The 22,532-nt window shown below is 45.6% G+C and carries 20 protein-coding genes; 11 read left to right on the top strand and 9 right to left on the bottom strand.

Going from position 1 to position 22,532, the window contains the following annotated elements:
- Positions 1-5 precede the first annotated feature (5 nt).
- The 3 genes from F3I09_RS24995 (at position 6) to F3I09_RS24985 (ending at position 1,511) form a co-directional block, all read left to right on the top strand.
- Positions 6-482 (top strand): SRPBCC domain-containing protein, encoded by a 477-nt coding sequence (locus F3I09_RS24995; RefSeq protein WP_149697786.1) that lies wholly within the window; start codon positions 6-8, stop codon positions 480-482.
- A complete protein-coding gene (locus F3I09_RS24990; protein ID WP_149697785.1) occupies positions 479-868 on the top strand; it encodes a DoxX family protein in 390 nt (129 codons plus the stop codon). The genes F3I09_RS24995 and F3I09_RS24990 overlap by 4 nt, the downstream gene beginning before the upstream one ends.
- A 67-nt stretch (positions 869-935) precedes the next feature.
- The gene (locus F3I09_RS24985) at positions 936-1,511 is read left to right on the top strand and encodes a DUF4256 domain-containing protein (protein ID WP_149697784.1); all 576 of its coding nucleotides are present in this window, start codon (positions 936-938) and stop codon (positions 1,509-1,511) included.
- A 79-nt stretch (positions 1,512-1,590) separates the two neighbouring features.
- Here F3I09_RS24985 and katG read toward each other — a convergent pair whose 3' ends face one another.
- On the bottom strand, positions 1,591-3,864 hold the full coding sequence (katG, locus tag F3I09_RS24980; protein WP_149697783.1) for a catalase/peroxidase HPI: 2,274 nt from the start codon (positions 3,862-3,864) through the stop codon (positions 1,591-1,593).
- Positions 3,865-4,562: 698 nt separating this feature from the next.
- Between katG and F3I09_RS24975 the strand changes: the two genes are divergently transcribed.
- Together F3I09_RS24975 and F3I09_RS24970 are read left to right on the top strand one after the other, a co-directional pair.
- Entirely contained in the window at positions 4,563-4,838 is a 276-nt protein-coding gene (locus tag F3I09_RS24975; protein WP_149697782.1) for a hypothetical protein, read from the top strand.
- A gap of 244 nt (positions 4,839-5,082) precedes the next feature.
- Entirely contained in the window at positions 5,083-5,568 is a 486-nt protein-coding gene (locus tag F3I09_RS24970; RefSeq protein WP_149697781.1) for a hypothetical protein, read from the top strand.
- A gap of 126 nt (positions 5,569-5,694) precedes the next feature.
- Here the strand turns inward: F3I09_RS24970 and F3I09_RS24965 are convergent, their stop codons facing one another.
- The gene (locus tag F3I09_RS24965; RefSeq protein ID WP_149697780.1) at positions 5,695-6,618 is read right to left on the bottom strand and encodes an SMP-30/gluconolactonase/LRE family protein; all 924 of its coding nucleotides are present in this window, start codon (positions 6,616-6,618) and stop codon (positions 5,695-5,697) included.
- 192 nt (positions 6,619-6,810) lie between these two features.
- Here F3I09_RS24965 and F3I09_RS24960 point away from each other — a divergent pair, with 192 nt between their 5' ends.
- From F3I09_RS24960 to F3I09_RS24950, 3 genes are all read left to right on the top strand, one after another.
- The gene (locus tag F3I09_RS24960) at positions 6,811-7,338 is read left to right on the top strand and encodes a GNAT family N-acetyltransferase (protein ID WP_149697779.1); all 528 of its coding nucleotides are present in this window, start codon (positions 6,811-6,813) and stop codon (positions 7,336-7,338) included.
- Positions 7,339-7,548: 210 nt separating this feature from the next.
- Positions 7,549-9,561: a serine hydrolase gene (locus F3I09_RS24955; protein WP_149697778.1), complete on the top strand. Its 2,013-nt coding sequence runs from the start codon at positions 7,549-7,551 to the stop codon at positions 9,559-9,561.
- Between the two features lie 54 nt (positions 9,562-9,615).
- Complete coding sequence (locus tag F3I09_RS24950; RefSeq protein WP_149697777.1) at positions 9,616-10,461, top strand: VOC family protein; 846 nt, start codon at positions 9,616-9,618, stop codon at positions 10,459-10,461.
- Positions 10,462-10,589: 128 nt separating this feature from the next.
- On the opposite strand, the gene F3I09_RS24945 is transcribed toward F3I09_RS24950, so the two are convergent.
- The 3 genes from F3I09_RS24945 to F3I09_RS24935 form a co-directional block, all read right to left on the bottom strand.
- Positions 10,590-11,672 carry a DUF2652 domain-containing protein gene (locus F3I09_RS24945; RefSeq protein WP_149697776.1) on the bottom strand — a complete coding sequence of 361 codons (1,083 nt, stop codon included), beginning with the start codon at positions 11,670-11,672 and terminating at the stop codon, positions 10,590-10,592.
- Positions 11,673-11,742: 70 nt separating this feature from the next.
- Positions 11,743-12,837: a serine hydrolase gene (locus F3I09_RS24940; RefSeq protein ID WP_149697775.1), complete on the bottom strand. Its 1,095-nt coding sequence runs from the start codon at positions 12,835-12,837 to the stop codon at positions 11,743-11,745.
- Positions 12,838-13,019: 182 nt separating this feature from the next.
- The gene (locus tag F3I09_RS24935; RefSeq protein WP_149697774.1) at positions 13,020-13,466 is read right to left on the bottom strand and encodes a YqgE/AlgH family protein; all 447 of its coding nucleotides are present in this window, start codon (positions 13,464-13,466) and stop codon (positions 13,020-13,022) included.
- Between the two features lie 89 nt (positions 13,467-13,555).
- On the opposite strand from F3I09_RS24935, the gene F3I09_RS34205 reads away from it, so the two are divergent.
- Positions 13,556-13,720, top strand: coding sequence for a hypothetical protein (locus F3I09_RS34205; protein ID WP_188133949.1), 165 nt, complete (start codon positions 13,556-13,558; stop codon positions 13,718-13,720).
- Positions 13,721-14,079: 359 nt separating this feature from the next.
- Positions 14,080-14,511, top strand: a complete 432-nt coding sequence (locus F3I09_RS24930) for a hypothetical protein (RefSeq protein ID WP_149697773.1) — start codon at positions 14,080-14,082, stop codon at positions 14,509-14,511.
- Between the two features lie 18 nt (positions 14,512-14,529).
- On the opposite strand, the gene F3I09_RS24925 is transcribed toward F3I09_RS24930, so the two are convergent.
- From F3I09_RS24925 to F3I09_RS24915, 3 genes are read right to left on the bottom strand one after another with little or no spacing between them, the layout of a single operon-like run.
- Positions 14,530-15,915, bottom strand: coding sequence for a TolC family protein (locus F3I09_RS24925; protein WP_149697772.1), 1,386 nt, complete (start codon positions 15,913-15,915; stop codon positions 14,530-14,532).
- Positions 15,912-19,025, bottom strand: coding sequence for an efflux RND transporter permease subunit (locus F3I09_RS24920; protein ID WP_149697771.1), 3,114 nt, complete (start codon positions 19,023-19,025; stop codon positions 15,912-15,914). Before F3I09_RS24920 ends, F3I09_RS24925 begins: the two co-directional genes overlap by 4 nt.
- 25 nt (positions 19,026-19,050) lie before the next feature.
- Positions 19,051-20,172, bottom strand: coding sequence for an efflux RND transporter periplasmic adaptor subunit (locus F3I09_RS24915; RefSeq protein ID WP_223233378.1), 1,122 nt, complete (start codon positions 20,170-20,172; stop codon positions 19,051-19,053).
- Between the two features lie 429 nt (positions 20,173-20,601).
- Between F3I09_RS24915 and F3I09_RS24910 the strand changes: the two genes are divergently transcribed.
- Entirely contained in the window at positions 20,602-21,534 is a 933-nt protein-coding gene (locus tag F3I09_RS24910) for a hypothetical protein (protein WP_149697770.1), read from the top strand.
- Between the two features lie 30 nt (positions 21,535-21,564).
- Here F3I09_RS24910 and F3I09_RS24905 read toward each other — a convergent pair whose 3' ends face one another.
- A complete protein-coding gene (locus tag F3I09_RS24905) occupies positions 21,565-22,383 on the bottom strand; it encodes an AraC family transcriptional regulator (protein WP_149697769.1) in 819 nt (272 codons plus the stop codon).
- Positions 22,384-22,532 lie beyond the last annotated feature (149 nt).

Here is a 22,532-nt window from a genome sequence, read left to right as displayed (position 1 = left end):
ATATTATGGAGAGAAAAACAAAAGTCAATGCCGAAACGGGAAGGCATGATTTAATGGTAACAAGAGAATTTGATCTGCCATTGGAATTGCTTTTTAAAGCGCATGCAGAGCCTGAAATTATTGAACAATGGATGGGAACGAAAGTGTTGAAATTTGAAGGAAGAAAGCATGGCAGCTGGCAATATGAAACAAAAGATCCTCAGGGTAATGTGGCATTTCAGGCCAATGGTGTATTTCATGACTTTACCCCCAACGGGAGAATTGTAAGGACATTTGAAATGGAGAATGCGTCTTTCGGTGTCCAGCTCGAGTTCCTGGAGTTTGTAAAGCTCACCGAAGACACCAGCAAACTCAATATGCACATCGTGTACAGATCAGTAGAAGACAGGGACAAACAGCTGCAGTTGCCGTTTGCCTATGGCATAAATATGGCGCATGACCGATTGGAAAATATTCTAAGCAAATTAAAACAACACTCATGACAAAAAGGAATAAGATTATTTATTGGATTGCCACTGCCTGGCTTGCATTAGGAATGTTATCAACCGGAATTGTACAGTTATTCAAAGTAAAGTCAGAAACAGATTTTCTGGCACATTTGGGTTATCCTGTCTATTTTCCAACAATACTGGGTATTTGGAAATTGCTGGGCGTCGTTGCTATACTGATTCCCAGATTCCCTTTACTGAAAGAATGGACTTATGCAGGCTTTTTCTTTGCTATGACAGGAGCAATATCTTCACATATTTTAGCGGGCAATGCCGTGAATGAAATATTTCCATCCCTGTTGCTGTTAGCGCTGACTGTTATATCGTGGTATTTCAGACCTATAGAAAGAAGACTTGTTCCTGTGTTAATCAATAAATGAATAGCGTGAACGCGGAGATTCATGTATATTTAAGTAAAGCCCCAAAGTGGCAGAAACCATTGCTATTATGTCAAAGAAAACTATATCAAAGAAAGCGTTGTCAGCAGATCAACGCGGAGAACTGCTCAGTGTATTAAGCGTCCGTTTTGAGAAAAACATGAACCGTCATAAGGGGCTCGAATGGGCTAAAGTATTGGCAAGGCTGGACGCCAGCCCGGAAAAACTGTGGTCACTCAATGAAATGGAAATAACGGGTGGTGAACCGGATGTTGTTGACCACGATAAAAAGACGGGAGAATACATCTTTTATGATTGTTCCGCTGAAAGTCCTAAGGGCCGCAGAAGCCTTTGTTATGATGATGAAGCGCTGGAGGAAAGAAAGGAAGCAAAGCCGGACGGTAGCGCTATTGATATGGCAGCTACCATGGGTATAACGCTTTTAACGGAAGAAGAATATCGCGGATTGCAGGAACTTGGAAAGTTCGATTTGAAAACGTCCAGCTGGGTAATAACGCCTGCTAACATCAGAAAGCTTGGAGGGGCCGTCTTTTGTGATCGCCGCTACGACACTGTTTTTCTATATCATAACGGTGCGATCTCTTATTATGCCGCCAGGGGGTTCCGCGGTTCACTAAGAGTATAAATATGAAAGGGTGCGCATCCCATATAAAAAGAAAGCCGCCAGTAACGGCGGCTTCATTTCTATCCGTTGAATCTTACAATTACGCTAAATCAAACCTGTCCAGGTTCATCACTTTATTCCAGGCAGCTACAAAGTCTTTCACAAATTTGCCCTGCGCATCTGTACTTCCGTATACTTCCGCAATAGCTCTCAGCTCAGAGTTAGAGCCAAATACGAGATCTGCACGGGTGCCAGTCCATTTAGTCTTACCTGTAGCACGATCACTGCCTTCATAAAGCTCCTTATCTGCTGCTACTGCTTTCCATGCAGTGTTCATGTCGAGCAGGTTGATAAAGAAGTCGTTGGTGAGCTGACCGGGGCGTGAAGTGAAAACGCCATGCCGGGAACCATCAAAATTAGTATTGAGCACACGCATACCACCTACCAGTACTGTTAACTCAGGAGCAGTAAGTGTAAGCAAATGAGCCTTATCTATCAGTAATTCTTCTGTAGATACAGGTAATTTTGATCTGCGGTAATTACGGAAACCGTCAGCAATTGGTTCCAGGTAACCTACTGATTCAACATCGGTCTGTTCCTGAGACGCATCCGTGCGGCCAGCTGTAAAAGGAACTGTGATGGTCTGTCCTGCGTCTTTCGCTGCCTTTTCGATACCTGCGGCACCTGACAGTACAATCAGATCTGCCAGTGAAACTTTCTTACCGGCTGTCTGTGCACCATTGAATTCTTTTTGGATACCCTCGAGGACATTCAATACTTTTTGCAGCTGTGCAGGATTGTTTACCGCCCAATATCTCTGAGGAGCCAGGCGTATGCGGGCGCCATTTGCACCACCACGTTTGTCAGTACCACGGAAGGTGGCAGCAGAAGCCCATGCAGTAGAAACCAGTTCAGATACACTCAATCCGGATCCCAGTACTTTTGCCTTCAGCGCTGCAATATCTTTTTCATCTATCAGTTCGTGGTTTACAGCAGGAATAGGATCTTGCCAGAGCAGCTCTTCCTGTGGCACATCGGCGCCCAGGTAGCGTGCACGGGGGCCCATATCACGGTGAGTCAATTTAAACCATGCCCGGGCAAATGCATCTGCAAATGCATCGGGATTTTCCAGAAAGCGTCTGGATATTTTTTCATAAACCGGATCGAACCTTAAGGAAAGGTCGGTAGTAAGCATGGTTGGCAGATGCTTCTTTGAGCTATTATATGCATCAGGAATAAAGCTTTCTGCATTTTTAGCTACCCATTGGTGCGCGCCGGCAGGACTTTTAGTCAATTCCCATTCAAAACCAAACAGGTTTTCGAAGAAGTTATTGCTCCATTGGGTAGGAGTTTTGGTCCATATTACTTCAAGGCCACTGGTAATAGTGTCGGCGCCTTTACCGGAACCATAACTGTTGCTCCAGCCAAGCCCTTGCAGTTCAATGTCGGAAGCTTCCGGTTCCTTGCCCACATTGGTGGCAGGAGCAGCGCCATGGGTCTTACCGAAGCTATGACCGCCTGCTATCAGGGCAACTGTTTCTTCATCGTTCATCGCCATGCGGCCGAATGTATCGCGGATATCTTTAGCGGCAGCAATAGGATCAGGATTGCCATCAGGACCTTCAGGATTCACGTAGATCAGACCCATTTGTACAGCGGCAAGCGGTTTCTCCAGATTACGGGAGTGGATATCACCGTCAGCATTATCGTCAGACACTAATACACCATGATTTTCTACCACACCGTGCGAGCCGTGAGCATAACGTACGTCGCCACCCAGCCAGGTGTTTTCGGAGCCCCAGTATACATCCTCACTAGGTTCCCATACATCCGCACGTCCGCCTGCAAATCCAAAGGTTTTAAAACCCATTGATTCCAGCGCCACATTACCGGTGAGGATCAGCAGATCTGCCCAGGAGATTTTACGGCCATATTTCTGTTTGATAGGCCAGAGCAACCTGCGGGCTTTATCGAGGCTCACGTTATCAGGCCAGCTGTTAAGCGGAGCAAAACGTTGCTGTCCTTCGCCTCCGCCACCACGGCCATCAAATACGCGATAGGTACCTGCACTGTGCCATGCCATACGGATGAATAGGGGGCCATAATGTCCGAAGTCTGCAGGCCACCAATCCTGTGAGTCTGTCATCAGTGCATGCAGATCTTTCTTTACTGCTTCGAGGTCGAGGCTTTTAAAAGCTTCGGCATAGTTAAAGTCCTCATCCATTGGGTTTGATAAAGAGGAGTGCTGACGCAGTATACTCAGCTTTAACTGGTTGGGCCACCAGTCACGATTCCTGGTGCCACCACCGCCAACATTCTGCTTCATACTGCCGTTGTGAAACGGGCATTTACTGATATCCTTTTCGTTTTCCATTTTTTTGAGTTTATGAAGTTAAATGAACAGTTTTTTACACCTGGTATTTTGTGCAGGATGGTAAAAGTATGATATTGTAGAAATAAATAAAATCAATTGATTTTATGATTTAATAGTTAAAATCTATTTCCATTGTCTGTGCCTCAGTAGTGCTACATGCAAAAATCCGATTTATAAGAGGCGCCAGTCTTCAGGTAGGGAGGGATAAAACGTGGACGGAGTATGGTATATTCCAGTATTTTCCCCGTAGGATTAACATACGGGGAAAAAGTAAACAAGCCTTTCCATTGCTAATTTACGGGATATTGATTTAAAAGAGCGGTGAGTTTTACTACTATCTCAGGATGCCCGGTCCACAGGTTCACTCTTTTGCCATAACAGGAAAGACCAGCATACCCCAGGTCATCCGTTAGTACAAAAATGATATTGGGCCGCTGTTGGGAAAATACCTTATTACTCTAAAAGAATATAACCAGTAGGACCAGGATACCTGATCGACACATGGGTATTTATTTAATGGTAAATAGTAGGTCACTAAGATAATACCTACGACCATTTATTTCAGGCTTTTGCATACCTTTTTTGACCGTATATCTGAGCGGATATTCAGGTATCATTATTCCAGGAAGAATACCGGAAAATCAAGTTAAATTGCATATTATTGATTATCTCCCATAACCCCACCCATACGTAAATAGATGATGAAAAACAGATTGGATACAGATCTATCAGTGCCTTCCGGAATTGCCGTTATGATAAGACCGGCCCTGACAGCACTTTTATTAGTCCCATCAATGCTGATGGCGCAGGACTCCTTTAAGTTTAAGATAGAAGGGAAAGTGGATGCCTTGAAGACCGGATACAAGATCTTCCTGGTGTACCAGTTGGAGGACAGGCAGATAACCGACTCGGCCGTATTGCCCGGCTTCCGGGCAAGCTGGTGCAGGCCACAATCCCTGCCAACTTCCTGTTGAGACCCCAGCGGCAAGATCATTGCGCGTGACCTGTGGGGAATGGCTTTAGAGGAAAAGCTGGCGGAGATTTTTAAAGGTACGGTAGCAGGAGGGGAGTAAGGCCCCGGAGTTTGACCTAGGTTTTAATCAAAAGAGCATTTAAGTTCAAGAAATGCCTTATTCCGTTTTATACAATTTTAAAGTTGGGCCCCGTACTACTTTTACATCATCAACAACAAAATTGTTTTTATTAAAATCTGAAATCATGAAACGGAATACTTTTTTACGTGTAGCTGTTTTTCATCCCATGTTGAATGTGAAAAGAATTGTCCTGATAGCATCAATGGTGCTCTGCGCACAATTACCTTTGTTTGCTGCCCCCGATGAAGCATTATTAAGGCTGTTCAATCGCACCTTTCCTGAGGCGCAGTACATCAGATGGACGGAAGATGGAGAATTTGACGTCGTTTGCTTTGTACAGGACGATAGCCAGTACAGGATCTGGTATGACAAACAATGTACGGTAGTCTATTCGCTCCGGTACTGTGGAGAGAATGAGCTGCCCTTGACAGTACTGAGGGCTGTAAAGAAAAGATACCGCGACAGGCATATTGAAGGTGTCACAGAAGTGACTAATAAGGCTGGTGTAAGCTATGAGCTGCTGTTGAGCGACGATCAGAAGTGGTATACGGTTACCAGCACAGTTTCCGGCAATGTAGCACTGAAATATTCTATGAAGAAACAGTTGTAATGCCATAAAAAAAGAACGGTGCGCTACATTTTGCAGGCACCGTTCTTTTTCAGAAAATAGTAATGAGCTCATTATTCATTTCCCGTCATAATTATTATGATTTTCTTCTGAGATTATCCGGTACTTTTACTCAACTCCCTTCACCTTCATATCCAGCGTATAAACAGCCTCAGACGCAGTTATAAATAACGTATTCTTGTTTTTACCACCAAAAGCAACATTAGTGGTCCAGCCTTCATGAATGGGGATATTGGCAATCTGTTTACCCTGGCTGTTGAATACAGTAACACCTCTGCCAGTGAGATATACATTCCCGTGGTTATCAGTTGTCATGCCATCAGAGCCCATATTGACAAAAAGTTGCGCATTGCTTAAAGAACCATCTTTGTGGATAGTATACCGGAAAGTTTTTCCCCCCTGAAGATCCGATACATACAGATATTTACCATCCGCTGTACCAACGATGCCATTGGGGCGTTGCAGTGTATCTACAACAGGTATCACTTTTCTGCTTCCATGCAACAGCACATATACTTTTTCTCCTTCTATTTCAGGCTTTGTCCTCGTCCACCAGCTGCGTTGATAGTAAGGATCTGTGAAATAGATATCTCCACGTGGAGATACCCAGAGATCATTTGGCCCATTCAGCTTTTTACCGTTGAGATCATTTATGAGCACGGTTATTTTTTTATGAGAATCGATCTTCCAAAGCTGGTTCTGCTCATCCGCACAGGAATACAGGTAACCCTTTTTATCGATGTACATCCCGTTTGACCTGCCCGCACTATCCATAAAAATAGAAAGCTGCCCGTCAGTACCATATTTCCAAATCTTATTATTAGGCTGATCCGTAAAATAGATATTGCCCTGCCTGTCTGCTGCCGGACCTTCGGTAAATGCAAAATTCCTGGCAATCAGGCGAGGCATGGCGCCGTCGGCTACTACACCGGTATCAGTTACAGGTCGATAGTTTTCTGCGAAGACTAATGTATTCGTTGTAAGCAGGCAAAAAGCAAATATAGCGGCAATAGTAGCTCTGATAGATATCATAACGTTGTTTTTGACATTGGGAAAGATAGTAAAATACTCTCCCAATCCAAAGAATACAGATGAAGAATGGTGATTAAAAATGTACCTGTATAAAAGAAAATACCCCCAGCAATGCAATCATCTGGTAATGCTTTTGGATAATCATACTATACCATCATTTGTATAATATTACCGGAAAGTGTATTTTAAAGTATGCAACAAGCTCACGAAGTTTTTACAATATCTCCCGTTGCGGCATCAGATATTCCCGCCGTAACACAGCTTATCAACAGCGCTTATAAAGGTGAAGCCGGCAGTAAAAGCTGGACCTCCGAAGGGCACCTGGTAGAAGGGGAGCGGACCACAGAAGTTGGTTTACTTGAACTTATCAACCGGCCAGGGATAACGATGTTTAAATGTTGTGACATGCAGTCTGTCGTATTGGGCTGCGTATTACTGGAAAAAAGAGAAACCACACTATACCTCGGCATGTTATCGGTTTTACCAGGTATGCAGACAGGAGGTATCGGTAGCCGCCTGATACAATATAGTGAAACCTTCGCCAGAGAGCATCAGTATAACTCGATTACCATCACCGTGATAGACAAGCGGGAAGAGCTGGTTGCCTGGTACCGGCGTAAAGGTTTTGTACCTACCGGCAGCCTGATACCTTTTTCGAATAAATCATCTGCGGCCCTGTTCTCCTTTTCCCTGATGGAAATGAAGAAAATCCTGGTATAAGATAGAATCTGTCCATCCGGAATGCCTAAAGCATATCCCTCCATGAAGGGCTGGCTGGAATTCCCTGTTTACAAAGGGAAATGAGACTGATTCCTGAACCCGGGGAGAAATCTCATGACGCATGCAACCTTTTTATAGCTAAAGTGTCCTTAGATAGCAACGCTATTTCGTTCAACGGAACCAAGCACTTTACCTTTAAATTGTTGAACAATGTCAATTCCATCTCTTAAGGCAGTATGCATCTCTGTTTTATGCATCCACTTTTGCCTGCACTCAATGGCCCATAACGGGAGTGTAGCCTTTGCTTATCCGCTGGGTAAGATCACTGTCGACGGCGATCTTTCTGACTGGCCGAAAGATGCCACGAAGTATATGATCGCAATGCATCTCTCAGACACCAAACCCAAAGACGACGCTGATTTCTCCGGATTCTTCCAGCTGGGTTACCGCCTGGAAGACCAGTCATTATACCTGGCATTTACGGTAAGGGACGATGACTTTGTGGAAGATACTTCCGAAAATGTAAGGTGGAATACCCAGGATGGCCTGCAAGTAAGCATTGATGCCCGCCATCTGATCTCCGGTTCGGGAGTAGTCTCATTTATGTACAGCAAGAAACTCCGTAACACGAACAACGCTTTCTATGATCCCTTCGCCAGCACGGCCTCCTGGAATATTGTGGAGGTAGCTATGACCCGGAAGGGTGATATGCGCTATTACGAGTGGCGTATCCGCCTGGGAAATGAGTTGGCGCTTGATAAGTCTCTGGGCTTTGATTTTAATGTATTCGACAGAGACCAGGATGGAAGTTTTTCCTGGTCAGACTGGGGAAAGGGAGAGTCTAAATATATGAACCCAAACAGCCTGGGCGATATTATTTTTTTACCCAATGGCGCAAAATTGTCTACTGTTTCAGGAAAAGTGAGCTGGGATAAACATACAGCTGTGAAGTTGCCCGGTCAGGTGCGTCTGAAGTCGCTGGAGAACCCAAAACTGTGGACAACCGCCGTAGTAGATAGCCTGGGCAATTATTCAATAGTAATTCCCGCCGGGAAATATGAGTTCTCATTTCCCAACCATTATTATCAATCCGACGACAAACTATACGCGGTCGACTATAAAACACCCCCAACCGTTGTGGCAAAACCAGGACAAAAAATAGCCGCGCCTGATATTGTTCTCCCATTAGCGCCTGTGCCCGATCTGATTCCCGATAAAGGCGTATTGTTTGACTTTACGGCAGATAATCCCGGTAAGGTAGACAGCTTTATTGAAGCCTATCGCGCTTACTACGGAATACCCGGTGTTTCACTCGCTTTGATCAGGGATGGAAAAATGGTGTATCATAAAACATATGGGGTCATCAACACTATGACAGGTGAAAAGGTAAATGACAATACACTGTTTGAAGCAGCCTCTGTTACAAAGCCTGTGTTTGCTTTAGCCGTTGAGAAATTGGCAGAACGCGGGGTTATTGATCTCGATAAGCCTTTATACCAGTATCTTCCTTATAAGGACATAGAATACGATGATAGATATAAGTTGATCACCGCAAGACATGTACTGACGCATCGTACCGGTTTCCCGAACTGGCGTGATGGTAAACTGGTCATTAAGTTTACCCCCGGAACAGCTTTCGGCTACTCGGGAGAAGGATTTGAATACCTCAAAATGGTCGTGGAAAAGATCACAGGTAAAAAGGTAGAGCAGGTATTGCAGGAAGAGGTGATTCAGCCTGTCGGACTATACCATACGTTTTTCTCAAAGAATGATTCTTTACAGCGGATGGTGGCATATGGTCACTTTGACGGACGACCAAGTAATAACGACCTGCCGGAAAAACCAGGCATGGCTTATTCCATGCATACTGAGGCGCAGATCTTCACGAAGTTTATGTTGTACCTGTTAGAGCGGCAGGGACTTAAACCGGAAACCTATGATACAATAATGTCAAAACAGTCAGAATATGACTTTACAGGATGGACGCATAAACCCAAGGTTCCTACATATATGGGTATGAGCCTTGAGATAAGGGAAACACCTTTTGGCAAAACGTTTGGGCATGGTGGTAATAACGGGGATTTTAAATGCCGGTTTGAAGTATATAAGGACCTGAAAATGGGATACGCCATTTTTACTAACTCGAACACATCTGATGCATTACTGGAGAACTTTCACTCGTTCCTGATAGAGGGAAGGGATAAGGACATTGCCAAGGAATAATAGAATTTCATTGTCATTGCGCAATTGGTTAAATTCGGAGGAAAATGGTGCATCATGAAAGCTTCATCCAACACAAACATCTTTCCTTGTATTTGGTTTGACGGGAAGGCCAAAGAGGCATTTGATTTTTATGTTTCGGTTTTCCCCAATTCAAAAATTACAGATGAGAATCCGATAGTCGTCAAAGCCCTGCTGGATGGCACAGAACTGATGGGGCTGAACGGAGGGCCTGTATACAAGCCCAATCCGGCTATTTCCTTTATGTGGATCTCCAATGACAAAGTTGCCATCGCACAGGTATGGGAGAAACTCACCAGGGAGGGCAACATACTCATGCAACTGGATAGTTACCCATGGAGTGCAAGTTATGGCTGGGCTGTAGATAAGTATGGCGTTAGCTGGCAATTGTATTATGGAGCAGATGACTGGAAATATAACAACATCGTACCTACCCTGATGTTTTGCGAGGACCAGCAAGGCCAGTGTCAGCCGGCGCTTGATTTTTACGAAAAAACTTTCCCTGAATATAAGAATGAAGGCATCCTTCGCTATTCAGAAGGGGAGATGACCGGACAGATCCAGCATACGCAATTTACTGTCAATGGACATTTGCTGATGGCGATGGATAGTGGTGTGCCTCAGCAGTTCACCTTCACGGAAGGGGTTTCCCTGGTGCTGGAGTGTGATGATCAGCAGACTATTGACTATTACTGGAATGCCTTCACAGAAAGCGGGGAAGAAAGCATGTGCGGTTGGTGTAAAGACCCGTTCGGCGTGAGCTGGCAGGTAGTTCCGAAAAACATAGGCCAATTGCTGTTTAAATCTTCCAATCCTCAGAAGTCACAGGAAGCACTGATGCAAATGAGGAAGATAGAAATTGCAGAACTGCAGAACCCATAGGGGAGGGCAAGGCTTGCTTTCCTTATAACAGGCAAAATAAGCCCTGAATTTATCCGAAATACTCCTTTCCTTGCCCGAGTGCATGAAAGGAGTATTTCGCTTCTTATCTGCCCGTTATAGGCAAGATATTAGAATTCCAATGGCAGTACCATCTCTTTTACGATCGGTTCCAGATTTTCCAGCGACCGGCGCAGGCTGGACTGCAGATTATTTTTCTCAAAAAGATTAAACAGCAGTTGCCGAACCGGGTTTTTAGCGAGATAGACGTCCAGTATTAAACGGGAACGTCCGTCAGGGGCCTTTTCAATGGTATAGTAGGTTGAGATCTTCCGCTTTTCTTCGGTCTCACTAAATAGTATCTTCTCTTCCGGATTATAGGAAAAGCTGCTTGTGAACATCATTATCTTCTGCCCGTTTTCCAGTATATGCTGGTGACGGCTTCCTACGCCTGGCAGAAAATGCTCTACTTCATTCACTTCTTTTAATCCTACCTGCCATTGATGACGGAACTCGAAATGTACGACCGTAAAACAGAGGGTTTTGATATCGACATCATAATCCTTGAATACGGAAACGACCTTCACCTTGTCAGAAAGCTCCAGTTGCGGGTCAGGCTCTGGTGGCAGTTCTTCCCTTAACTGGCTTAACTGGGTATAGTGAAATGGAATTTCACCCGTTTCCGTCTGTTTGGCACTGGCATCCCACTTCATCCATGTGGCCAGTCCGGCGGGAGGTGTGTCCTGTAAAAGATTGTCCGTTACCAGCCAGTATTCGTGCTGTTCAATATCATTTTTCAGGAGCTGGTGGGCAACGATCACATCTCTGCCTATCAGCTTGCTGAAATTCTTGACATTATAGGTGGTGAACTCGCCATAATGGGTGATGACCTTCAGTGTGAGACCTACAGCAGATACACAGGCCCTGCACTGGCATATTTTGCGATGTTCATATGCATTCAGATGCCGGTGGAACTCACAGAACATCCGTTCCACCTGTTTGTATAATGTTTCCAGTTCCAGTGGTTCGCCGAATTTATAGAACAGAATGGCGTCCCCTTCAATCTCAGAAACTTCAAGTCCGGTGTTATTAGCATTGATCAGGACCTCCAATAACTGCTGTATGATATGCCGGCTATGATCGATCTCTATTTCGTTCACAAAACGGGTAAAGCCACTTATATCAGGAATAAAAAGCAGCCCTTTATTCTCCATGCTCTATTTTTTTCAAAGTTAGTGAAAAAGTCCCGTAGCGGGTTTATCGGTGGCCTGCCGCCGGCCTCGTCTAATGTTCATTCCCTTCTCCCACACCTGCGCCATTCGCATCCGTGGGAATATTGAAACACTTCAGCAAGATCTCATCGGTAATATCAGCCGGAGATATCTTGTTATTGGCCTTATTCGCCATGACGATCACATACAACTCCTGTGATGGAACGATCTTATAATCACAGACACTTCCGATGCCTGTTCCGCCGCCACCTTTGTGTATAACGATATCACGGCCTGCCATGCGCGAATGCCAACCAGGCGTATTGGATAATTTGGCAGAATAAGGTGTCCACATCGCTTTGGTGTGCTTTACGTTTAGCAGTGTATTCCTGCTTAGTGCCTGGCTAAGTTTGATAAAGTCTGCCAATGTGGTTTGTAAACCTCCTGAAGGTACGCCATAGTCCCCGGCACGAAAATGAGATTCGATCTCTTTCCATTGTCCGTTCTTAAACATATGTCCCGGTGCTACGTTATCGTTAATAGTACCAACGCCTGTCCTGTCCATTTGCAGGGGCTGAAAAACATACTTTTTCATATACGCTATATAGGGTATACCTGATACGGTCTCGATCAGTTTACCGAGGATGGCAAAATTGAAGTTATTGTACTGTTGTTTTTTGCCGGTAGGAAAAGCCATTGGCAATGCACCGAGATTTTTGACTGTCTGTTCAAATGAATCCCCGTCTTTTTCTCCCTTAGGCTCCGGTATACCGCTGGTATGGGTCATGAGCTGTCTTATGGTGATCTCTCCCCACGCTTTAGGTATGTTTTTCATGTATTTTTTGATGGGATTGTCCAGTACGATCTTACCCTGTTGCACCAGCAACATAACGCCAATGCCGGTGAATGCCTTTGATACAGAGCCAATGCTGAAAAGTGTATTTTCATCCACCGCAGCTTTCTGCTGAAGGGTGGTAAACCCAAATCCTTTTTCGAACAGTACTTTATTATGCTGGATAACGGCAACCGCCATACCCGGAAATTCCTCATTTGCCATGGCCTTGTTAATGATCCGGTCTGTTTTTTTGTCTGTTTCCTGCTGCGCGTATAGGCTTGTAGCTGGCAGGAATAGAAAGAGCAGGAAAGTAAGAAGGGGCCTGAATGACATAGAGATATTGTATTTGCATTGAAGATAGTCAAAGTTTGGAACATGCAACTATGCAACGAGGCACACCTGATTACCAGGTGTGCCTCGTTATATATCAGTACCAGATGTTTATTCTATGGAAGGTTCACGCTGTACACGACATACCCTTTGGTATAGTTGGCGGGATCATGCTGCATTCGTGACTAAAAAAGACTGACTTCAGTTTCCTGTATGGCCTCCCAGCTGCCCTCCGCTATCTCTGCCTCAAGTTCCTGGTCGTCCCAGCCACAATAGCCAATAAATATTCTGATGTCCTTTTCAGTGATAGTATTATCGTTAATATACTGCATGGCGGCCTTAAAATCTCCACCCAGTTGGATATGAGCTGTTACCTGATCGCCTCCTTTTATCAGATCAGGGCGTTGATGTATAAAAAACAGGTGTTCCTGGTCTACCGGTCCGCCTTCATACAATGGAAAGGCTGCACAGTCTTTGAACTCTACGAGTTCATTGATCTTCCTGGGGAAAAGCCTGTTGACAACAAAACCCATAGCGCCCTTTTCATTATGTTCAGTAATGAAAATAATGGTCTGTTCAAAAAAGGTATCATCGAGGAGTGATGTGCTGCGTAAAAACGTACCTGCCTTCATATGGTTAAAGTTAGCACAATGCCCACAATTAACGAACCATTAAATATTTGATGTTAATTATGACAGATTTATTTAGTAAGTTTGACTAAATGATCCGGAAGACTTCACATATCAACACCACAGATGCTGTCAGGTACGTTATACCTGATATCAGCAACTGTTTTACCTGGTCGTTCCCGGAATTTATCCCCTTTTGTGTAGACCTGTACTACTTCTCCAACTTTAAAGACTTTAACAGGTTTGCCCAGGCCTGATTGCTCCAATAGCCTGGGATAGTGTATTTCAACCTTATTTACTGTTAGTAATTAACGTGTAAAAGTTATTGCCATGTACCGGAAACAACGGGTTTCAGCTGGCAGAGCTGTCGCGCTATTAACACTATTAAGTGCCATTTCGTTGGAACGGGGATTGATCTCCGGTCCTAAGTGGTATTTTATATTATGCATCACCACTCCGGTATTGCTGTTGTACGGCTTTGCCCGGAACAGGTGATCGTACTGCGCTGTAAAAAATTATCATGTCATTGACAGATATGCTTATCCTGCTTTCAGCAGCTGGTTTTTTGAGTTACGTGTTGCTGATAGCTATTCGAAACAAACAAAAACAAAGAAAGATGAAAAGATTGCTTGATTATTTCAGCAGGCTTGGATCAAAATATAACCTGTCCTTTTCAAGCCAGGAAGTGTTGATGAACTGTATCATTGGCCTGGATGGGGTGCAAAGAAAGCTATTAGTACTAAATGGTATCAATAGCGGGGCACTTACTGAGCACGTCATAGATCTGAACCAGGTAAGTAACTGTTCGGTGAAAAAACAATACGGCCATATTCATGTAAATGGTCTGAAACAGCGGAAGCTGGAACAGTATCTTGAAAATATGACCTTACATTTTAAGTTCATGGTGGAAAAACAACCTGCGGATATCCAGTTTTTTAAGCAGGCAGAGAACAATATCAGCGAGCTCTCTGACTTGGAAAATAAAGCGGAAAAATGGAAGGTGATCCTGTCCAAGATGTTGCCGGTGTCTCTGAAGAAGAGCGCCTGACAGCCCCGTAGCGCCGGCTCACCGCCAGCCGCCTCCTAATGCACGGTAGAGAGAGACGATCGCCAGTAACTGCTGCTCACGGTCGCTCACCTTATTCAGTTGAGCGATCAGCAGGTTTTGCTGCGCCGTCAATACTTCAGTGTAATTAGCGAAACCGTAACGTACCAGTTCCTGGGTATATTCTACTGATTTTCTCAGGTTCTCCAGTTGCAGATTTCTGTCTGCTGCCTTTTGCCCTGCCATCTGGTAGGAGAACATGGCATTGGATACATCTGCTCCTGCTGTTAATACGGTGTTCCTGAAATTTAAGGCTGCCTGCTGCTGTTGTTCCCGGGCGGCACGCAGCCTTGCTTTATTGACACCCTGATTGAAGATAGGCTGGCTTAAACCTGCTGTCAGGTTACTAAGCCAGGAACCTACTCCCCAGAAAGAACTTAAACTCGCGTAACCAGCAGATGCACTTAAGGTCAGAGACGGATAGAAATAGCTGCGGGCTACATTTGTTAGTTCGAAGTAGTAGCGTAGGTTATACTCCGCTGACTGTACATCCGGTCTGTTGGCGAGTAATTGTGCCGGTACGCCTGTTTGCAACAGTGCAATAGGACGCTGGCTGTCCAGGGTGGCCCGGCTGACCGGTCCCGGAACATTCCCCAATAAGAGGTTCAGTTGGTTCTCTGTTTCCCGGATAGACCGCTTCAGGTCAGGAATAGTGACAGATACTGCGTACTTGCTTGCTTCACTCTGCACTACAGCCGCTCCGGTAACGGTATTGGCTGTTTTAAGCTCCTTCATAATATCAACGGTCGACTGCCAGTTCTTCACGCTTTCCTGTGTGATGATCAGCTGCTGGTCCAATGCCAGTAAGGTATAATAACTGCTGGCAATGCCCGCCACAAGTGATGTTTCCACTGCCCGGGCGTTTGCTTCGGCTTGCAGCATATTGGCAAGACTGGCCCTTTTGGCGCTTTTAAGTTTTCCCCAGATGTCAGCTTCCCAGCTGGCGGCTAAGGTTGTCTGATACAGGCTGTTGGTGATGTTTTTACCTATGGCCTGCGGATCAGATGATCCTGCATAGGTAGCTGTAGGATCTGCGCCCAATGCCGGGAAGAACTGCAGCTTGCTTTGCTCGTACGTTGCCGCTGCCTGCCGGATACGTGAATAGGCGGCCTGGAGGTCCAGGTTTTGATTGATCCCCGTGGTGATCAGTTGTTGCAGCAGTGTATCTGTAAATATCTCTTTCCAGTGCAGGCTGGCAATATTGCTGGTATCTGTTTCGTCAATATCCCTGTAAAGGCCTTTTACGGCGGTCTGCTGGGGGGTATACTGTTTTGTGACAGAACAGGATGTTACAGCCAGAATAGCTATAACAATAATGATGATATCCCTTGTGAAATGCCGTTTCATATTACTCGCTTTTTGCTGCTGAATTTTTCCTGTAAAGTCTGGAACAGGATAAACAGAACAGGTGTGATGAAGATCCCGAAGGTGGTGCCGATCAGCATGCCCCCTACAGCTCCTGTGCCTATAGAGCGGTTGCCATTGGCGCCTGCACCTGTGGCAATCATCAGGGGAATAAGCCCCAGGATAAACGCAAAGGAGGTCATTAAAATGGGGCGTAACCGCGCTTCTGCTCCCTTTACAGCCGCTTCAACGATGTCCATACCGGCCTTTCTTCTTTCAAGCGCATATTCCACTATCAGAATAGCGTTTTTGGCCAGTAGTCCTATCAGCATGATAAGCGTGATCTGTACATAGATGTTGTTGCTGATACCAAAGAGATTGATGAACAGGAAAGTCCCTGCAATCCCGACCGGGATGGCCAGTAATATGGCAAAAGGCAGCAGATAACTTTCGTACTGGGCGCTCAGCAACAAGTATACAAAGACAAGACACAGGAGAAATATAAATACCGTCTGACTGCCCCCCATCAGTTCCTCTCTTGTAATACCGGAATATTCAAAGCTATACCCCTGCGGAAGCGTTTCTGCGGCCACAGCCTGTATAGCGGCAATAGCCTGCCCGGAGCTGTAGGCCGGATTAGGCGTACCGTTCACGCTGATGGAGTTGAAAAGATTGAAACGCGTAATGGACTGTGGCCCGTAAGTCTGTGTCAGTGTCACGAATTCAGTAATAGGCACCATCTGACCATCCTGCGTGCGCACAAACACCGCATTCAGGGTTTCCGGCGTCGTACGGAATTCCGGTGAAGCCTGTACCATCACGCGGTATTGCTGACCAAACTCGTTAAAGTTTGATGCATAGATGCCACCGTAATATCCCTGCATAGCGCCCGTAATATCCGTCACATTCAGCCCTGCCTCTTTTACTTTCGGCACATTGATGGTCATCATGTATTGCGGGAAATTGGGATTGAATGCCGTGGTGGCAAACTGTATTTCCGGACGGTCGTTCAGGGCGGAAAGGAAATCTTTGCCCACCTTATAGAAGCTGGCGATGCTGCCACCTGTTTTGTCCTGTAGCTGAAATGCGAATCCATTGGTAGCGCCAAAACCCTGGATAGTAGGAGGCGCGAAGAACTTGATCTCCGCTTCTGTAATATTTGTGGTCTTTGCGAACAACTCTTTAATGATCGTTTGCACATCCCGTTTCCGCTGCGCCCAGGGAATAAGCCGCATAACTACCAGCGCGTAGTTGTTGCCATTGCCGGATAGTTGCCCGCGGCCTGTCACCGTGAGTACATTATTTACTTCGGGGATAGTGCTGGCAATTTGCTCCACCTTCCGCGCCACGGCATCTGTCCGCTCCAGCGAGGCATCCGGCGGCAGGGCGATATTACAGTTGATAGCACCAAGGTCCTCATTGGGCACAAAACCAGTAGGTGTGCTTTTCGAGAGGAAATATAATACGGCAATAAAGATGGCAAGCATAGAGAGGGGTATCCATACCCTCTTTGCCAGAAAAGCAACAGACTGTCTGTACCGGGCGGTCATCAGCTCGAATGAAGTATTGAACGCCGTATAGAACCTTTGTAGAAGGCCCCTTTTCTTATGCGCTTCATGATGAGATTTAAGGAACAATGCACACAACGCCGGACTCAGTGTAAGTGCATTGATAGCCGAGAGCACAATAGCTGTAGCCAATGTAAGGCCAAACTGTTTGTAGAATATTCCTGACGATCCTCCGATGAAACTGACAGGAATAAACACGGCAGACATTACCAGCGTGATGGAAATGATCGCACCAGATATCTCGCTGAGTGCATCCACGCTTGCTTTCTCCGCCGATTCATAACCTTCATCCAGTTTGGCGTGGACTGCTTCCACCACCACAATAGCATCATCGACAACAATACCAATCGCCAGTATAATAGCAAACAGCGTCAGCAGGTTGATGGTAAAACCAAATAACTTCAGGAAGAAGAAAGTACCGATAATCGCCACCGGCACTGAGATAGCCGGTATAAGCGTAGACCGGAAATCCTGCAGGAAGATAAATACCACGATAAATACCAGTATGAAAGCCTCCGCCAGTGTATGCAATACTTTGTCGATAGAGGCATTCAGGAAGTCATCCACATTCTGTAGCACTACATACTTAAGGCCGGGTGGGAAATTCCTGGATGCATCATCCAGTGCTTTCAGCGTTTGCTGTATCACCTGGTGGGCATTGGAGCCTGCTACCTGTGCTACATCTACCGAAACACCCGGATGACCGTTCACGCGGCCCACATTGAAATAACTTAAGGCGCCCAATTCTACACGGGCAATATCCTTTAACCGGAGAATGCGGCCCCTCAGGTTAGAACGTATCACAATGTCCCCAAACTGTGCAGGATCAGTCAATGTGCCCGGATAGGCTATCACATACTGGAAGGATTGTTTGCCCCGTTCACCAAACTGTCCCGGCGCTGCCTGGATGTTCTGATCGGCCAGGGCAGCCGTTATATCTGCAGGTATCAGCCCGTAGGAGGCCATTGCCTGCGTGTTCAGCCAGATACGCATGGAATAGTCCATCACACTGGGAGACGATGCATCGCCTACGCCCTGTATACGCTTGATAACCGGCAGTACGTTAATAGACGCATAATTCTGTATGAAGGTCTGGTCAAAGGCCGGATTATCGCTATACAATGCAAAAATAAGCAGGGTACTGGTCTGTTTCTTCTGCACCGTAACACCTGCACGGGTTACCTCCTGTGGCAACAAAGGCGTGGCACGCGATACGGCATTCTGCACATTCACAGCTGCCATATTGGGATCGCTCCCGATCTTGAAACTGACAGTGATATTGGCGCTACCATCATTCCCGGCAGTGGATGTGATGTAATCCATATTCTCCACGCCATTGATCTGCTGCTCCAAAGGAACAATAACACTCTTCATCACAACATCTGCGTTTGCGCCACTGTAGGTAGCCTGTACCTGCACCGTCGGAGGGGCAATATCAGGATATTGTGATATTGGCAATGATGCCAGCCCAAGTACGCCAAGCGTCACGATAATGATAGATATTACCGTGGATAATACCGGCCGTTCTATAAATCGCTTTAACATATTATTATTTTAACAGGCAGGTTTATCACAATGAGGTGAATGCATCCGTTGCGCTGATGGGTTTGGGTTTTATAACCAGACCTTCCCTTAAACTCGATATCCCATCCGCTACTATTTTGTCTCCCGGTTTGATCCCGGCGGTGACAATAAATGCCTGTCCTGCCGATGCTGTAGAGGTGATCTCGACAGAGCTTACTTTATTCCCGCTTCCCAGTACATACACGAACAATTTTCCCTGTATCTGGTAGGTGGCTTTCTGTGGCACCAGCAAGGCAGTATCTATCTTTTCCGGGATGCGCACAAGGGCGCTGCTGCCGCTGTGGACCAGGCCAGCCGGATTAGGAAAGGTAGCTCTCATATTCAGCGCGCCGGTCTGTGTATTGATAAGACCACTAGCCGTTTCTACCTTTCCTTTGTCCGGAAGCAGTGTTCCGTTAGCAAGCACTAATGTCACAGGAGGAAGTGTTGCCAGCTTCTCCTGCATGGTTTTACCCTTAGAGGCAGCAAAGAAATCCAGGCCCTGTTTCTCATTGATGGAAAAGTACGCATAGATCTTGCTGATATTGGATACGGTTGTTAAAGGGTTCGGTGTTGTACTGTTGATAAGGCTCCCTATCTTATAAGGTAGTATGCCTATCACGCCGTCTGCAGGGCTATATATACAGGTATAACTCAGGTTCGTTTTCGCATTGCTTAATGCGGCCCTGGCCTGTGTGAGCGCTGCCTGCCTGGATTGCAGCGTGTATTGCGCTGCTTCTTCCGCATATTTGCTGACGATATCTTTATCTACAAGCGGTTTTACTTTGTTTAGCTCCATCTGCGCCGCATTTACATCCGCACGCGCTATTTCGATGTTAGCTTCGGCTGTTTTTACTTCCTGCTCATATTGCGGCGCGCTGATACGGAAAAGCAATTGTCCCTTCTTTACAGCTGCTCCTTCATCTACATAGATGTCTTCTACGTAGCCATCAATCTTCGGACGTATTTCAATGTTCTGAATGCCCTGAATAGTGGCAGGGTAATCATTGTCTATCTCCGCCTGCTGATAAGCCATTTCAAGCACCGGGTAAGTTTTTACATCATTTTTCGCAGGACTGTTTTTCTTACTGCCACAGGCAATGAGCTGTACCGATATAATACATGTCAAAAGCTGCGAGGATGTTCTTTTACTTATACGCATATACAATTGAGGTGATGATGTCTGCCATGACAATTCAATAATATCCCATCGCGCAGGAGATGCCTGCTGTTTACGAAGAGGCAAAACTATCTGCTGAATCTGTAATAATCTTGTAGATACCTGCCATCAGTATGTTAAAAATGCTGGCCTCCTGATAAAAAATTCCTGCCGGATAATAGTCTGCTCTTCGAAACTAGTTGGCATACGAGGATTCTCCCTGCGTTTTTCGCCAGAGAGGCAGTATGAGTCGGTGAACAATGCTGGGCCGCGTGTTGAGCAGCTGACAGAAATGCTTCATTAGTGAAGACACTATGGATATTTATCGCGTTGCAACACATAAAAAAAACAGGAAATAATATTCTAATTTTTTATTTTGTGTTCGTTGTATAATCTCTTATGCCTGAAAAACAAGTTGTCCATTTCTTTCATGGCGATGCCGTGAGACTGGAGTTCCCCGACCATTATGACTGGTTTGTCCCCAATCTGATCAAACACCTCAATAGCGTGTTAGCAGCCATTAAGGACCATACCTGCCGGATCGTACTGAAGAATAATGATGAAGACCTGCTTCAGATTGACATCTCAGACGGTTACGTACGGCAGGAGGAACGTATATTGTATGATAATTATATTGCCCGTCTGGATGATTTTATCGTCGATCTGGTCAAAACGGTCAATTCGCACCTGGTACACCGTTTTAATGGATATGGTATCGTACCGCTCCGTGTTGCTGCTGCCGCAAATGAATCGTTCATTATGTCCAATTCATACTTTGCATATGCCAGTCGCCAGGAATTGTTAAATGGTATACCCGGGTACTCATTAGTGGGGGCGCTTGATAACTATCTGACCCAGCTCCCGGCAGAAGCGAAAGAGATGCCGGAGATTCCGGTACGTCTGACATTGGAAGAACTGAACCTCCAATATCGGTCAGATCTCTATGACGGCAGGCATTATCTGCCGGTATATCCGGATAAAGAAGCCCCGGGATGGTTACGTGAAGAGCTGGAAAAAGTATTGCACATCAACCCGGAAAATACTATTCAATTAAATATCAACTCGCCGTTTGATCCTGCTTCCAACAGGATGAAGGTTATCTTTACTTCCGGCCGCTTCCAGACAGTTGAACACCTGGATAAATGGAATTTCTATGAATTGGGAATGATGTTTAACAAACTGCTAAAGGATAAGGAAGAGAAATACTGCCTTTTAAGGCCCGATGATGATAACTTTATCTACGCCTACTGCAACAGAACTCAGTTTGAGTTGTTCAGGAAATATGACTACGTGGAGGTACACTATCTGAACATCTTTGATGATCAGTTATAAAACCAGCGCACAGTTAGCGAAAGTATCTTATCACTTTTTATGAGGCAGCGCATTTGGCGGATATCCGAAGCGGCTCTTAAAAGCATACGAGAAATGGGAGAGGTTCTCAAAACCTACTTCAGCGTAAACGTCGATAGGCTTTCGTTGCTGTTCCGCCAGCTGATAGTGCGCCAGATCGAGTCGTTTTTCTGTTAGCCATTTCTGTGGAGTGGTATTGTAGGCTTTTTTAAAGTCCCTTCTGAATGTTGCCAGGCTACGGCCGGTGAGATAACCAAACCTGTCCAGCGTCATGTTGAACATGTAATGCCGCTCCATGAAGTCAGTCAGGTTGATCTTACCCGGCTCTTCGAAGTTCGCCAGCAGGCCATCTACATCTTTGTCGATAGACCTTAAAATACTGATTGCTTCTTCAATTTTGATTGCCGCTATATCGGCAGGGAGTTTATCGCCTAAGTCAAAATAGGGGATGAGCGATGCAAGACAGCTTTCCAGCAGGGGATGCTTTGTAAAGCGATACACCTTTTGCAATGGTTGTACTCTCCCGGTATTAACTGCTTTATGCCGGGAATAGAAATCCGTCAGGCGCTCTTTGGTAAGGTGCATGGCCACGGCCTTATGGGGCAATCCGTCTTTGGGATAATTGATAACAGTAGCCAGCTGATTGCGTGGTATCAGGAAGGTGTCGCCTGCATTGAAGGTGTGAGTGGCGTCAGCCTGTATAATTTTGGTTTCACCTGAGATGAACCAGACCAGCATATGGTGTTCAAACATGACCTCAACTCTAAATGACTTGCCTTTAAACTCAGATAGCTTGATATCCGGGGTGATATATTTTGTTTCAAATTCCATCGCTGTAAATGATAAATCTACAAAAATAAAACAATCCCGACGATGCATCCGGCGCCGGGGGAGACTGGTTTCGGATCCCCGGGGTTGCACCCCGGGCTACAAACACATGGCTCCTGCCGGAGCCTATTGTCGCGAATGATCCCGTTACG

Source organism: Chitinophaga sp. CF418 (genome assembly GCF_900142925.1).
Taxonomy (GTDB): Bacteria; Bacteroidota; Bacteroidia; order Chitinophagales; family Chitinophagaceae; genus Chitinophaga.
Note: the sequence above shows the minus strand (reverse complement) of the source record. Positions and strands in the feature narration are given on the sequence as shown.

Excerpts from the sequence above, each read along its gene's own strand:
- F3I09_RS24995 (WP_149697786.1), top strand. The coding sequence starts at position 6 with ATGGAGAGAAAAACAAAAGTCAATGCCGAAACGGGAAGGCATGATTTA.
- F3I09_RS24990 (WP_149697785.1), top strand. The coding sequence starts at position 479 with ATGACAAAAAGGAATAAGATTATTTATTGGATTGCCACTGCCTGGCTT.
- F3I09_RS24985 (WP_149697784.1), top strand. The coding sequence starts at position 936 with ATGTCAAAGAAAACTATATCAAAGAAAGCGTTGTCAGCAGATCAACGC.
- katG (WP_149697783.1), bottom strand. The coding sequence starts at position 3,864 with ATGGAAAACGAAAAGGATATCAGTAAATGCCCGTTTCACAACGGCAGT.
- F3I09_RS24975 (WP_149697782.1), top strand. The coding sequence starts at position 4,563 with ATGATGAAAAACAGATTGGATACAGATCTATCAGTGCCTTCCGGAATT.
- F3I09_RS24970 (WP_149697781.1), top strand. The coding sequence starts at position 5,083 with ATGAAACGGAATACTTTTTTACGTGTAGCTGTTTTTCATCCCATGTTG.
- F3I09_RS24965 (WP_149697780.1), bottom strand. The coding sequence starts at position 6,618 with ATGATATCTATCAGAGCTACTATTGCCGCTATATTTGCTTTTTGCCTG.
- F3I09_RS24960 (WP_149697779.1), top strand. The coding sequence starts at position 6,811 with ATGCAACAAGCTCACGAAGTTTTTACAATATCTCCCGTTGCGGCATCA.
- F3I09_RS24955 (WP_149697778.1), top strand. The coding sequence starts at position 7,549 with ATGTCAATTCCATCTCTTAAGGCAGTATGCATCTCTGTTTTATGCATC.
- F3I09_RS24950 (WP_149697777.1), top strand. The coding sequence starts at position 9,616 with ATGAAAGCTTCATCCAACACAAACATCTTTCCTTGTATTTGGTTTGAC.
- F3I09_RS24945 (WP_149697776.1), bottom strand. The coding sequence starts at position 11,672 with ATGGAGAATAAAGGGCTGCTTTTTATTCCTGATATAAGTGGCTTTACC.
- F3I09_RS24940 (WP_149697775.1), bottom strand. The coding sequence starts at position 12,837 with ATGTCATTCAGGCCCCTTCTTACTTTCCTGCTCTTTCTATTCCTGCCA.
- F3I09_RS24935 (WP_149697774.1), bottom strand. The coding sequence starts at position 13,466 with ATGAAGGCAGGTACGTTTTTACGCAGCACATCACTCCTCGATGATACC.
- F3I09_RS34205 (WP_188133949.1), top strand. The coding sequence starts at position 13,556 with ATGATCCGGAAGACTTCACATATCAACACCACAGATGCTGTCAGGTAC.
- F3I09_RS24930 (WP_149697773.1), top strand. The coding sequence starts at position 14,080 with ATGAAAAGATTGCTTGATTATTTCAGCAGGCTTGGATCAAAATATAAC.
- F3I09_RS24925 (WP_149697772.1), bottom strand. The coding sequence starts at position 15,915 with ATGAAACGGCATTTCACAAGGGATATCATCATTATTGTTATAGCTATT.
- F3I09_RS24920 (WP_149697771.1), bottom strand. The coding sequence starts at position 19,025 with ATGTTAAAGCGATTTATAGAACGGCCGGTATTATCCACGGTAATATCT.
- F3I09_RS24910 (WP_149697770.1), top strand. The coding sequence starts at position 20,602 with ATGCCTGAAAAACAAGTTGTCCATTTCTTTCATGGCGATGCCGTGAGA.
- F3I09_RS24905 (WP_149697769.1), bottom strand. The coding sequence starts at position 22,383 with ATGGAATTTGAAACAAAATATATCACCCCGGATATCAAGCTATCTGAG.